The organism is Kitasatospora sp. NPDC091257 (genome assembly GCF_044757675.1).
In the GTDB taxonomy this organism is placed as follows: Bacteria; Actinomycetota; Actinomycetes; order Streptomycetales; family Streptomycetaceae; genus Kitasatospora; species Kitasatospora lactacystinica.
This window is the reverse complement of the sequence record NZ_JBIVVI010000103.1, coordinates 1-12,898: the sequence shown is the minus strand read 5'-3', so window position 1 is coordinate 12,898 and position 12,898 is coordinate 1. Positions and strand designations below refer to the sequence as shown.

General features: G+C 73.1%; 8 protein-coding genes and 3 pseudogenes. 7 read left to right on the top strand and 4 right to left on the bottom strand.

Translation table 11 applies throughout. The features are described from left to right. The 6 genes and pseudogenes from ACIQOV_RS07455 to ACIQOV_RS07430 all read left to right on the top strand — a co-directional run. Positions 1-342 (top strand): annotated as a pseudogene (locus tag ACIQOV_RS07455) (ABC transporter); the annotation flags it as partial. A 171-nt stretch (positions 343-513) separates the two neighbouring features. Continuing rightward, entirely contained in the window at positions 514-1,017 is a 504-nt protein-coding gene (locus tag ACIQOV_RS07450) for a DUF1269 domain-containing protein (RefSeq protein WP_359899773.1), read from the top strand. A gap of 131 nt (positions 1,018-1,148) precedes the next feature. Beyond that, positions 1,149-2,483: an FtsW/RodA/SpoVE family cell cycle protein gene (locus ACIQOV_RS07445; protein WP_401045964.1), complete on the top strand. Its 1,335-nt coding sequence runs from the start codon at positions 1,149-1,151 to the stop codon at positions 2,481-2,483. A gap of 44 nt (positions 2,484-2,527) precedes the next feature. Next, positions 2,528-3,988, top strand: coding sequence for a penicillin-binding transpeptidase domain-containing protein (locus ACIQOV_RS07440; protein ID WP_401045963.1), 1,461 nt, complete (start codon positions 2,528-2,530; stop codon positions 3,986-3,988). Between the two features lie 177 nt (positions 3,989-4,165). Continuing rightward, positions 4,166-5,725 (top strand): amino acid permease, encoded by a 1,560-nt coding sequence (locus ACIQOV_RS07435; RefSeq protein ID WP_401045961.1) that lies wholly within the window; start codon positions 4,166-4,168, stop codon positions 5,723-5,725. Positions 5,726-5,853: 128 nt separating this feature from the next. Further along, on the top strand, positions 5,854-7,287 hold the full coding sequence (locus ACIQOV_RS07430) for a glycosyltransferase 87 family protein (protein WP_359899767.1): 1,434 nt from the start codon (positions 5,854-5,856) through the stop codon (positions 7,285-7,287). A 96-nt stretch (positions 7,288-7,383) separates the two neighbouring features. On the opposite strand, the gene ACIQOV_RS07425 is transcribed toward ACIQOV_RS07430, so the two are convergent. Then, entirely contained in the window at positions 7,384-9,132 is a 1,749-nt protein-coding gene (locus ACIQOV_RS07425) for a penicillin-binding transpeptidase domain-containing protein (protein WP_401045958.1), read from the bottom strand. 185 nt (positions 9,133-9,317) lie between these two features. Further along, positions 9,318-11,126, bottom strand: coding sequence for a dolichyl-phosphate-mannose--protein mannosyltransferase (locus ACIQOV_RS07420; protein ID WP_401045955.1), 1,809 nt, complete (start codon positions 11,124-11,126; stop codon positions 9,318-9,320). Positions 11,127-11,223: 97 nt separating this feature from the next. Here ACIQOV_RS07420 and ACIQOV_RS07415 point away from each other — a divergent pair. Next, positions 11,224-11,355: pseudogene (locus ACIQOV_RS07415) on the top strand (16S rRNA (cytidine(1402)-2'-O)-methyltransferase); the annotation flags it as partial. Between the two features lie 292 nt (positions 11,356-11,647). On the opposite strand, the gene ACIQOV_RS07410 reads toward ACIQOV_RS07415, so the two are convergent. Next, positions 11,648-12,343 carry an aspartate/glutamate racemase family protein gene (locus ACIQOV_RS07410; RefSeq protein WP_401045954.1) on the bottom strand — a complete coding sequence of 232 codons (696 nt, stop codon included), beginning with the start codon at positions 12,341-12,343 and terminating at the stop codon, positions 11,648-11,650. 57 nt (positions 12,344-12,400) lie between these two features. Beyond that, positions 12,401-12,898 (bottom strand): annotated as a pseudogene (locus ACIQOV_RS07405) (peptidase S15); the annotation flags it as partial.

The window sequence follows — 12,898 nt, the reverse complement described above, 5'->3', positions numbered from 1 at the left end:
GTGGCCGACCCGGGGGCGCGGCAGGAGCCGGGGGCCGGGGCGGCGGTGGCGGCCGGTCTTGCGGCCTCGGTGGTCAGCGCGCTGCTGGGGGTGCTGGCCGGGGCGCTGGCGAACCGTCCGGTGCTGCTCCGCCCGCAGTACGGCATCCCGACGGCGCTGGGGCTGGCCACGCTGCTGCTGGTGGTGCCGGTCTCGCCCGCCAACACGGCGGTGCGCGGTCTGGTGTCGGCGGCCCGGACCGGACGGATCGAGGTGCCGTGGGCGAGCCTGTCGGCCGCCGTCGTCCTGCTGGCCGCGGTGGGGGCGGGGGTGGCGGCGCTGGCCGGGCGGCGGCCGGAGTGACGGCCCCGGGACGGACCGGCGGGCCCGGGCGATTCCGCGAATGGCGGACACACCGCAGCGAATAGTCCTACATATGGAGAACCCTCGCTAGGGTGCGGAATCGGGACACGGTGCCACCGCGGTGGCACCGGGACCCGGCCGGCCTGTTCGACACCCTGGAAGGACCCCGCAGTGAGCAACCTCTTCGCGATCGCCTACCCGGACCTCGCCACCGCCCAGGCGGTGCGCGACGAGGCGATCGGGCTCCAGAAGCAGAAGCTGATCGAGCTGGAGGACGCGGTCGTCGTCGAGCGTCGCGCGGACGGCAGGATCAAGCTGCACCAGCAGGTCAGCACGACCGGGGCGGGCGCCGCGAGCGGCGCGCTCTGGGGCGGGGTCATCGGTCTGCTGTTCTTCATGCCCCTGGTGGGCGCGGCGGTCGGCGGTGCGACGGGGGCGGCGGTCGGCGCCTCCACCGACATCGGGGTGGACGACGACTTCATGCGCCAGGTCGGCGAGCACCTCCAGCCCGGCACCGCCGCGGTCTTCCTGCTGGTGCGCAAGGCGACCGCCGACAAGGTCGTCCCGGCGCTGGCCCGGTTCGGCGGCCGGATCATCCAGACCTCGCTCTCGGCCGAGGCCGAGGCCGAGCTGAAGGCGACCGTCGAGGCCTCCCGGGCCCAGGCCGCCGTCTGACCCTCCGCCCGACCGCCGCTCCCGTCGGGGCGGACCGGCCCCGACGCCGGTCCGCCCCGATCGGCATCCCCCGGCCGGCGGCACCGGGCCCTTCCCGATCCCCAGGACGGTCCGTGGCGACACCCTCCGCCGTGTCGAGATCCGCCGCCGGGCCGAGCCGGCCGGTGCCGACCGGACGCACCACCGAGCTCGTCCTGGTGGTCGGCGCCGTCCTGATCGCCGTGTTCGGCTACGTCGAGGTCGGCGTCGACCTGGACGGCCACGTCCCGGCCGACGCGGCCGAGTACGGTGCCGCGCTCGGCGTGCTCGCCCTGGCGGCCCACGCCGTGGTCCGGTGGCGGGCCCGGTACGCGGACCCGCTGCTGCTGCCGATCGCGGTGCTGCTGAACGGGATCGGGCTGGTGGTGATCCACCGGCTCGACCGGGCCACCCCGGGACGCGCCGCCGCCCCCACCCAGCTGCTCTGGTCGGCCCTGGGGGTGGCGCTGTTCATCGCCGTGGTGCTGCTGGTGCGCGATCACCGGCGGCTGCAGCGCTACGCCTACATCGGGGCGCTGGTGGCCCTGGTCCTGCTGGTGCTGCCGATCTTCTTCCCGCCGGTGTACGGCTCCCGGATCTGGATCGTGATCGGGCCGCTCTCCTTCCAGCCCGGGGAGTTCGCCAAGATCCTGCTGGCGGTCTTCTTCGCCGCCTACCTGGCGGTGCACCGGGACGCGCTGGCGCTCACCGGCCGCCGGATCCGGCGCCTGCAGCTGCCGCCGGGGCGGGTGCTCGGGCCGGTGCTGCTGATCTGGGCGGCGTTCGTCGGCGTCCTGGTGCTGGAGACCGACCTCGGCACCTCGTTGCTGTTCTTCGGCCTGTTCGTGGTGATGCTCTACGTGGCCACCGCGCGCACCGGCTGGATCGCCATCGGCCTGGGCCTGGCCGCGGTCGGGGCGGTGACGGTGGGATGGCTGTCGCCGCACGTGCACAGCCGGGTCACGGACTGGCTGGACCCGCTGGGCTCGATCGAGGCGGGCCGGGGCGCCAACCAGATCGCCCAGTCGCTGTTCGCCTTCGCCTGGGGCGGTGAGCTGGGCACCGGGCTCGGCAACGGGCACTCGGTGCTGATCGGGTTCGCCGCCAAGTCGGACTTCATCCTCGCCACCATCGGGGAGGAGCTCGGGCTGACCGGGCTGATCGCGGTGTTCCTGCTGTACGCGGTGCTGGTCTCGCGGGGCTTCCGGACCGGCATCGCGCTGCGCGACCCGTTCGGGCGGCTGCTGGCGATCGGGCTGGCCGCGATCGTCGGCCTCCAGGTGTTCGTGGTGGCGGGCGGGGTGCTCGCGCTGATCCCGCTGACCGGGATGACCATGCCGTTCATCGCCCAGGGGGGTTCCTCCGTGGTCACCAACTGGATCATCGTCGCGCTGCTCGTGCGGATGAGTGACATCGCGCGCGGGCCCGGGCCCCAGGAGGTCCGGTGACGCGCGTCCGACCCCGGGGCAACGGCCCGCAGGGGCTGCCGGGCATCTCGGTCACCGGGCGCCGGGCGGGCACCTTCTGCCTGCTGCTGGTCGCGGCGCTGTGCGCCCAGGCCACCCGGGTGCAGGTGTTCCAGGCGAAGGACCTCGACCGCAACAGCGCCAACCAGCGGCTCACCATCGAGCGGTACGCCCGGCCGCGCGGCGACATCCTGGTCGGCGCGGACCCGGTGACCGGCTCCGTACCGACCGGCGGCCGGTACGCGTACCGGCGCAGCTACACCGACGGCCCGACCTACGCGGCCGTCACCGGCTTCGCCTCGCAGGCGTACGGCACCACCCAGCTGGAGGGGACCGAGGACGAGCTGCTGACCGGCACCGACGGCCGGCTGGCGGGCTGGTCGCTCCGGGACGCCGTGGCCCGCCGGCAGAACCCCGGCGGGGACGTCCGCACCACGCTGAACCGGGCCGCCCAGCAGGCCGCGATGCGCGGGCTCGGCGCCCAGAAGGGCGCGGTCGCCGCGATCGAGCCGGCCACCGGGCGGATCCTGGCGCTGGCCAGCACGCCCTCCTACGACCCGGGCGCCTTCGCCGGGCACGGCGCCGACGACCAGGAGGCCTGGAACCGCCTGCAGGCCGACGCCGACGAGCCGATGCTCAACCGGGCGCTGCGCCAGACGTACCCGCCGGGCTCGACCTTCAAGGTGGTCACCGCCGCGGCCGCGCTGGCCGACGGGGTGGTCACCGACCCGGACGCGCCGACCGGGGCGCCCTTCCCGTACGTGCTGCCCGGCACGACCACGCCGCTGGTCAACGACACCCCGGTCTGCGACCGGCCGGGCCTGTCGCTGGCCGCCGCGATGACCGCCAGCTGCAACGGCGTGCTCGGCTACCTGGGGGTGCGGACCGGGCTGGACCGGATGGCCGGGATGGCCGCGAACTTCGGCTTCAACGACCCGGAGCTGGACGTCCCGGTGCGCGCGGCCCGGTCGAACTTCGACACCCGGATGGACGAGTCGCAGCTGGCGCTCTCCTCGATCGGGCAGTTCGACACGGCGGCCACCCCGCTGACGATGGCGATGGTCGCGGCGGGGGTCGCCAACGACGGGACGGTGATGCGTCCACAGCTTGTGGACAGGCTGACCAGGAGCGACGGCACCACGGTGCGGCTGATGCGGCCGTCCGTGTACAAGCGGGCGATGACCCCGGCGGTGGCCGCGCAGGTGCGCGGGCTGATGACGGACGTGGTGGAGAACGGCACCGGCGGCAACGCCCGGATCGCCGGGGCGGTGGTCGGCGGCAAGACCGGGACGGCCCAGCACGGGGTGGACAACAGCGGGACGCCGTACGCCTGGTTCATCGCCTGGGCCGGGCCGGCCGGCTCGGACGCGGTGCCGCCGGTGGCGGTGGCCGTGGTGGTCGTGGACAGCGGGGCCACCGATGTCACGGGTGGTGCCCTGGCCGCGCCGATCGCCCGGTCGGTGATGCGGGCGGTGCTCGGCGGGTGATCACCGCAGGGCGCCGGCCTGCTGCTTTAATCGCCGGGAGGTAGAAGCGCCGTTTACGAAGTGTCCGGTTTGTACATCACTGTGCGCCAATTCGGACAATGCGCCGGTTGGGACTGTTCGTTTGCGACACTGGTGCTTTCGCCGGGTACTGTCCCATGTTTGTTCGGTTGATCCCCGATGACACCCCAGGGTGTTTCGGGTGACCAGCCACCAGGACACCCTCCCCCGCCCAGAAGGACCGCAGTTTTGGCCAGCAACACCCTTGGTGCGCGTCTGCTGCGACGCAAGCCCGTCTCGACACTGATCGCCGAGACCGAAGGCAAGAACTCCCTCCCGGCCGGTGCGCCCGAGGAGGGCGGGCGCTCCGGCATCCACCTGCGCCGTTCGATCGGGCTGTGGCAGCTGTCCTCGATCGGCATCGGCGCCACCATCGGCACCGGCATCTTCTTCGTGCTGAACACCGCGGTGCCCTCGGCCGGCCCGGCCGTCATCCTGTCCTTCGTGATCGCCGCGGTCACCGCCGGACTCACCGCGCTCTGCTACGCCGAGATGGCCTCCGCGATCCCGGTCTCCGGCTCCTCGTACTCCTACGCCTACGCCACCCTCGGCGAGGGCGTCGCCTTCGGCGTCGGCATCTGCCTGCTGATGGAGTACGGCGTCTCCGCCTCCGCGATCGCGGTGACCTGGGCCGAGTACCTGAACAAGTTCTTCGACCTGGCCTTCGGGTTCACGATCCCCGAGGAGCTCTCCGGCGCGCCGGACAGCACCCACTGGTTCAACCTGCCGGCGCTGCTGCTGGTCGCCATGGTCTGCGTCCTGCTGATCCGCGGCGTCAGCGAGTCCGTCAAGGTCAACGCGGTGATGGTCGCGATCAAGATCCTGATCCTGCTGATGTTCATCGGCGTGGCGCTCACCGGCTTCCACTCCGGCAACCTGAGCCCGTTCATGCCGCTCGGCTTCAGCGGCGTCCAGATCGCCGCGTCCAGCATCTTCTTCTCCTTCATCGGCCTGGACGCCGTGTCCACCGCCGGCGAGGAGGTCAAGAACCCGCGCCGCACCCTGCCGATGGCGATCATCATCTCGCTGGTCGTGGTGACCCTGCTCTACATCCTGGTCGCCCTGGCCGGCATCGGCGCCCAGCCCTGGCAGAAGTTCGACGGCCAGGAGGCCGGCCTCGCCCAGATCCTCCAGGACATCACCGGCCAGAGCTGGCCCGCGATGGTCTTCGCCTTCGGCGCGATCGTCTCGATCTTCAGCATCACCCTCGTGGTGATCTACGGCCAGACCCGCATCCTGTACTCGATGGGCCGCGACGGCATGCTGCCCAAGCGCTTCGCCCAGCTCTCCCCGCGCACCGGCACCCCGGTCTGGAACACCATCGTGGTGGGCCTCGGCGTCGGCGCGCTGGCCGCGTTCATCCCGCTGCGGGTCCTGGCCGACATCACCAGCCTGGGCACGCTCATCGCCTTCTCGGTGGTCTCGATCGGCGTGATCGTGCTGCGCCGCACCCAGCCCGACCTGCCGCGCGGCTTCAAGGTGCCCGGCTACCCGGTCGTCCCGCTGATCAGCGTCGGCTTCTGCATCTACCTGGTCACCGGCCTGCACGCCGACACCTTCCGGGCCGGGGCGATCGCCCTCGCCGTCGCCCTGGTCGTCTACTTCGGCTACAGCATCAGGCACTCCCGGCTGGAGCAGGCCGAGCAGCCGTCCGTGTCCTCGGACAGCTCCGCCGACTGACCCGGAAGCAGAACCCGGGTGAAGGGCCGCCGGCCGCCGAGGCGGCCGACGGCCCTTTTCCCGCCAACGCCCGTCCGGTGTCCAACGCCATGGCGACAGGGCCCGGCTCCCACCCATAACCTTCCACCATGGTGAGCACCCGCACGCCCGGCTACTTCCGCCCGCGCGGCCGCTTCACCGGCCGCAGCAGAACGCCGGCCCAGACCTCCGCGACCGAGGCGTCGTCCGGACCCGGACGACCGCCGCGCGGCTTCTCCGTCCGCCCCTTCCCCCGACAGCGTGGCGAGAGCACCTTTCCGCCCACGCCCGATCGGCTGAATGGCGCCCGGCTCGCCGGGCTCGCCTCGATGCGGACCGTCCAACTGCTCGGCTGCCTGGTCGCGGCCGGCTGGGCCGCCGCCTTCCCGCTCGTGTCCGACCTGGCCAACCAGCGGCTGTGGGGCCTGATCGCGGCCCCCGCCTACGTCCTGGCCGGACTGCTCTGCCTGACCCTGCCGCGTCGCTTCGCGGCCCGCGCCGCCGCCTCGGTCGCCCTCGTCGGGGCCGTCCTGGTCCCGCTGGCCCTGCTCGCCCTGAACGGTCGCCACCAGTCCGAGGTCATGGTGGTCGAACGCTCGGCCCACCTGCTGCTCACCACCGGCACCGCGTACCTGCCGCACCCGGTGGTGGTCACCGACTACAACCCGTACCTGCCGGCGATGTCCCTGTTCGGGATGCCGCGCCAGCTGCTCGGCGACTCCACCGCCTTCGCGAGGGTCGCCGGGGACGCCCGGATCTGGTTCGCGCTGACCTTCTTCGTCTGCCTGCTGGCCGCCTGGCGGCTGCTGCGGCCCGCCCGCCCCGGCGGCGGCGACCCGCGCGCGCCGCTGCTGCCGCTGGCCGTCCTCACCGCCTCGCCGCTGATCGCGCTCGCCCTGGCGGTCGGCGGGGTGGACCTGCCGCTGATCGGGGTCTGCTGCCTGGCCATGGCACTCGCCGAGCGGGACCGCACCGTCGGCGCCGGACTGGTGCTCGCCCTCGCCTGCACCCTGAAGTGGACGGCCTGGCCCGCGCTGCCGGTCGCCGTCCTGCTGCTCTGGCGGCTGTACGGCCGCCGCCCCGCGGCCCGGACCGCGCTGATCGGGGTCGGGGTGAGCACGCTGGTGATCCTGCCCTCCGCGCTGGCCCAGCCGGACGCGCTGCGCGAACAGGTGGTGCGCTTCCCGCTCGGGATGACGGCGATCCGCACCCCGGCGGGCAGCCCGCTGCCCGGCAAGGTGCTGGCCGGCTTCGGACCGACCGGGCACGCGATCTCGCTGGCGCTGATGACCGTGGCCCTGGTCGCGGTGGCCATCTGGCTGCTGGCCCGGCCGCCGGTCTCGGCGATCGCCGCGGCGGACCTGCTGGCCGCCGGGCTCGCCATCGCCTTCATGCTGGCCCCGGCCGGGCGGTTCGGGTACCTGGCGCTGCCGGTGGTGCTGATGATCTGGCCCCGGCTGGCGGCCCGCCGCTGGAGCAGCCGGCGCCCGGTCCCGCCCGGCCGGGTGCGGGGCAGGCCGCAGCCCGCGCTGCCGCGCGGCTGAGAAAGCCCCGGCCCGCCCTGCCGTGAGGCCGGGCGGGCCGTTCGCTCGGGGGCCGGTCGCCCGGGGCCGTTTGCCGGGGGCCGTTTGCCCGGGGGCCTACCGGCCGGCGGCCTTCAGGATGGAGGCGACGGCCGGGCCGGCCGCGTCCACGCCGTGGCCGCCGCCCTGGACCTCGGCGGCCACCGCGAGGTTGCCCCGGTAGGCGGTGAACCAGCTGTTGGTGACGTCGACCCCGGCGACCTCGGCCGAGCCGGTCTTGGCGCCCGCGTTGTCGGTGATGCCGGCCATCACGTCCTTGGCGGTGCCGCCGGTGGCGGTGGCCGCCATCATCGCCTTCAGCTTGGCGTCCACGTCGGGGGAGAGCGGACGGGCGGCCTTCTGCTGCGGCAGCTCCGCCACCAGGATCGGCTGCTTGAACTCGCCGCTCTGCACGGTGGCGGCGACCGAGGCGATGGCCAGCGGGTTCATCTGGACCTTGCCCTGGCCGATGTAGTTCATGGCCTGCTCGTCCTTGCTGCCCGGCGTCGGCGGCACCTTGCCGTCGGTGTTGGGCAGGCCGGTCTTCCACTCCAGGCCGATGCCGAACACGTCCTTGGCCGTGCCGGACAGCGTCTCGGGCTTGAGGCTGGCCAGCCCCTGATTGATGAAGGCGGTGTTGCAGGACATCATGAAGTCCTGCTGGAGCGTGTTGTTCGGGAAGGCGCCCGGGAACGAGTTCGGGATCGGGTGCGCGTTGCCGCTCTTCTCCGGGCAGGCCACCACGGTGTCCGGGTTGACCCCGTTCTCCAGCAGCGCCGCCGAAGTGATGATCTTCATCGTCGAGCCCGGCGCGAGCAACCCGGTGAAGGCCCGGTTCTGTCCGTTGGCCGGCGAGTTGGCGAAGGCCAGCACCTGACCGGTGCTCGGCTCGATCGCCACGACGGAGGCCGGCTTGCCGCCCAGGTCGGTCATCGCCTTCTCGGCGGCGGCCTGCAGGGTGTTGTCGATGGTCAGCTTGAACGGCTTGCCGGGCTTCGGCTCGACGATGGTGAACAGCTTGTCCTGGGCGCCCTTGCCGGCCGGGTCGGAGATCACCACGGCGCTGCCCGCGTCCTGGTCCTTGGCCGGGTCCGGCGGCAGCAGCTTGTTGGCGTTCTCCTGGAGGGTGGTCATCAGCGCCTGGGTGAGCGAGGCGCCCTGGACCGGCTTGCCGTTGCGGTCCACCACCGTGGACGGCGGGGCGAAGACCGGCTGGACGGCGATGGTCTCGTTGCCGGACAGGTGGGGGTGGATCACCGACGGCGCCCAGTGCACGGCCGGGGTGTCGTCGCTCATCTTCACGACGCCGAGGAAGCCCTGGTAGTCCCAGGCCCGGCTGGTGCCCGCGAACTCGGCGCGCGCCTTGTAGGACATCAGGGTGCCGGTGGGGCCGGGCGTGGCGGTGGCGGACGGCGTGTCGGTCGCACCCGGCGTCGCGGAGGCCCCGGCGGACGGCTTGGCGGCGGGGGCGGGGGTGCCGGTGGCGGCGGAGAAGACCTGCTGGGTGGTCGGGCCGAACGGGGTGAGGGTCAGCGCGCTCGGCTTGACCTGGTCGCGGAAGGCGGTCAGACCGGCCGTGGCCGCGGCCGGGTCGTCGGTCAGCGAGGCCGCCTTGGCGATGTCGCCGGCCGCCCAGGCCGTCAGGAAGTCCTTCAGACCGGCTGTCGCCTGCTCGGCCGACGGCGGCTCGGCGACCACGGTGCGCGGCTTCTTGCCGCCGGAGCCGCCGTCCGAGTCGTTCATCAGGCTGTACGCGCCGTAGCCGCCGCCCGCGAGGACGGCGATGGACACGCCGGTGATGATGCCGATCTTCGCGCCACTGCGCATGGTGCAGGTCCCCCAGGGGTCTCGCGGCCGGGCGCAACCGGCCGGGGCCGGAAACGCGGTACCCCCCCACCCTAGGCAGCACGGATCGGTGCGCCGGCGAATCGCCCGGCACTTGTGACGGATCTGGTACGTGTTGTGCACCGCATACGGACGAATCGCGGGAACCCGGTGTGCCCCGGGGCGGATCAGATCCAGGTGTTGAACCACATCCGGCGGCGCCAGTCCTCCAGCGGGATGGTCTGCCCGGTGAACAGCGGGAAGAAGAAGAGGAAGTTCCAGAGGATCAGCAGGATCAGCAGGCCGGCCGCCGCGGAACCGATGATCCGGCGGTCCCGGGAGGCGCCGGGCGGCCCGATCAGCGCGCCGATCAGCATGGTCACCGCGAGCACCAGGAACGGGACGAAGACCACCGCGTAGAAGAGGAAGATCGTCCGCTGCTGGTAGGCGAACCAGGGCAGGTAGCCGGCGGCCAGGCCGCAGAGCAGCGCGCCGGCCCGCCAGTCCCGCCGGGCCGCCCAGCGCCACAGGCAGTAGGCCAGCGCCACCAGGCCCGTCCACCACAGCAGCGGGGTGCCGATGCCCAGCACCTCGCGGGCGCAGTCGGCGGCGGTGCAGCCGGCCTGGCCGTACTTGGGGGACTCGTAGAAGAAGGACACCGGCCGGCCCAGCACCAGCCAGGACCACGGGTTGGACTGGTAGGTGTGCGGGTCGCTCAGGCCGACGTGGAAGTCGTAGACCGTCGAGTGGTAGTGCCACAGGGAGCGCAGGGCCTCGGGTATCCACGGGAAGTCGGTGGAACGGCCGACCGCCCAGTCCCGGCCCCAGCCGCCCTGGCCGGGGGCGGTGCTGCTGGCGAACCAGCCCCACCAGGACGCGATGTAGACCGCGACCGACACCACGACGACCGAGACGAAGGCCGGCACCACGTCCCGGGCGAGCACCGCCAGGAACGGGCGCGGGGCGCCGGCCAGACGGCGGGCGCCGACGTCCCAGAGCACGGTCATCAGGCCGAAGGCCGCCGCGACGTACAGGCCGCTCCACTTGGTGGCGCAGGTCAGGCCGACGCAGACGCCGGCCGCGATCCGGTACGGGCGCCAGCCCAGGTTCAGCCGCTGGGCGAGCCGCGGGTCCTCGACGCCGCCCAGCCTCCGCGCCAGCAGGGCCCGGGTGCGGTCGCGGTCCAGCAGCAGGAAGCCGAAGGCGGCGAGGGTCCAGAACATCACCACCAGGTCGAGCAGGGCGGCCCGGCTGAGCACCAGGTGCAGGCCGTCCACCGAGAGCAGCAGGCCCGCCACGCAGCCCAGCAGGGTGGAGCGGAACATCCGGCGGGCGATCCGGGCCACCATCAGCACCGACAGGGTGCCGAGCAGGGCCACCGCGAACCGCCACCCGAAGGGGTTCATGCCGAACAGCTGCTCGCCCGCACCGATGATCCACTTGCCCACCGGCGGGTGCACCACGTACGAGGGCGTCGTCCGGTACGGGACGGCCGCGCCCGGCGTCATGATCGTGGCGTTGGCGTCCTCCGGCCAGCTGATCTCGTAGCCGCCGTGCCAGAGCGCGTACGCGTCCTTGGCGTAGTACGTCTCGTCGAAGATGATCGCGTGCGGCTGCCCGAGGTTCGTGAACCGCAGCAGGCCGGCGAACACCGCCACCGCGACCGGGCCGAGCCAGCCGGCCCAGCGGCAGAGGAAGAACCACAGGCCCTGCGGCAGCGAGACGCCCATCCGCAGCAGCAGCGGCGACTGCGGCACGTCCCGGGGCGTCACCCGGGGGCCGTCCGGCATCGGCGGCGCCAGGCGCTCGGTGAGCGTCGCCGTGGCGCGGGCGGTCCAGCCGTACCCGGCCAGGCGCTCGCGCCAGCCGGCGGGCCCGGACCGCGGCGCGGGCCCGGTCTGGGGCGAGCGGGGGGACGGCAGGCCGACACCGCCGTACGCGGAGTGGTCCGTACCAGTGGGCGTCTGGGCCGCCGTGTCGCCGTTCATCCGCCACATCGTAGGGGCGCTCTTCGTACGCGTGTCCGCTCCCTCGGAAGCTGACCGAATCGTCACCAAAAGCCCCGGGCGCGCGACAGCTGCAAGGATGGGGACCGTGACAGGAGTACTCGTTCTCGCAGGCACCCCCATCGGCGACGTCTCGGACGCCCCGCCCCGGCTCGTCAACGAACTGGCCACGGCGGACGTGATCGCGGCCGAGGACACCCAGGCGAACCGGCCGTCGACCTGATCCCCGCCTGGTACGTCCTGCCCGCCGCCGCCCGCGGGGCCTTCCGCGCGGCCGCGGCCCCCGACGACGCGGCCTGGGACCGCGCCCGCGGCTGGGCCCTGTCCGTCGCGTTGATGGAAGTCTCCTACTACCGGGACAGCGACCCGAGGATGACCGCCATCGCCCGCCACGTGATCGCCGAGGTGCTGGCCGAGCACGCGTCCCCGTCCGGTGGCCGTCGCCCGTAGGCCTCCCGGCGTGCGTCGTGCTCCGGGGATCCCGCCCGGGACCGGCCGGCGCCGTCTCCCGTTCAGTCCTCGGCGAGGGCGGCGTCGATCGCCGCCTCGGCGTGCAGGCGGGTGGTGGGGAAGACGGGGGCCGGGCTGTCCTCGGGCCGGACGAGCAGTTCGATCTCGGTGCAGCCGAGCACGATTCCCTCCGCGCCGGCCGCCACCAGTTCCCGGATCACCTGCCGGTACCTCGCCCGGGACTCCTCGCGGACCAGCCCGATGCACAGTTCCTCGTAGATCACCCGGTGCACCAGGGCGCGCGAGTCGGCCCGCGGCACCAGGACGTCCAGCCCGCCGGACGCCAACCGGCCCCGGTAGAAGTCCTGTTCCATCGTGAAGGCGGTTCCCAGCAGCCCGACCCGGCGCAGGCCCGCGGCCCGTACGGCCGTGGCCGTGGTGTCGGCCAGGTGCAGCAGCGGAACGGAGACCGCCGCCGCGACCTGGTCGGCGACCTTGTGCATGGTGTTGGTGCAGATCAGCAGCAGTTCGGCGCCCGCCGCCTCCAGCGCCCGGGCCGCGTCGGCGAGGACCTCGCCGGCCTCCTCCCGCCGGCCGGCCGCCTGCAACCGTTCGATCTGCGCGAAGTCGACGGAGTACAGCACGAGCCGGGCGGAGTGCAGTCCGCCGAGGCGCTCGCGGGTGAGCCGGTTCAGCAGGCGGTAGTACTCGGCGGTGGATTCCCAGCTCATGCCGCCGATCAGGCCGATGGTCTTCATGGGGCTATTTATAAGCCAGGGGCGAAATATAAGGCAAGGCCATAAGGGAAACTTTGACTACTCCCCTCGGGGTACCTGGTGCTGCCACTCCCGGGCGAACACCACCGAGCCCGCCTCCAGCGCCCGCAGCTGGATGACGCTGATGAAGTGTTCGGCGTCGCAGCGCAGTTGGGTGCGGGTCTGGACGGTGACGTCCCAGCCGATGTCGGGCCGCTCCAGACGGACGGTGCGGTCGGTGCGGGCCTGGGCGCTGAGCGGGGCGCCGGTGAGCACCCGGTAGGCGGTGACGGTGTGTTCGTCGCGGACCAGGCCGTCGGGGTGGGTGCGGGTGCCGTCGGTGGCGGGGGAGAGCTCGGCGCGCCACTCGTGGCGGCCGATGTCGTGCACGGTGAGGTGTTCGGGCCGGACGGTGAGCGGTTCGGTGAGGTGGATGTCGAGCGGTGCGGGCAGCACCGGGGGCTCGAAGGTGACGGGCGGGGCGCCGACGTCGGCGGCGAGGTGGCGCACCGGCAGGCTCAGGGTGGAGCGGGACGGGTCGACGCCGTACCCGGTGTC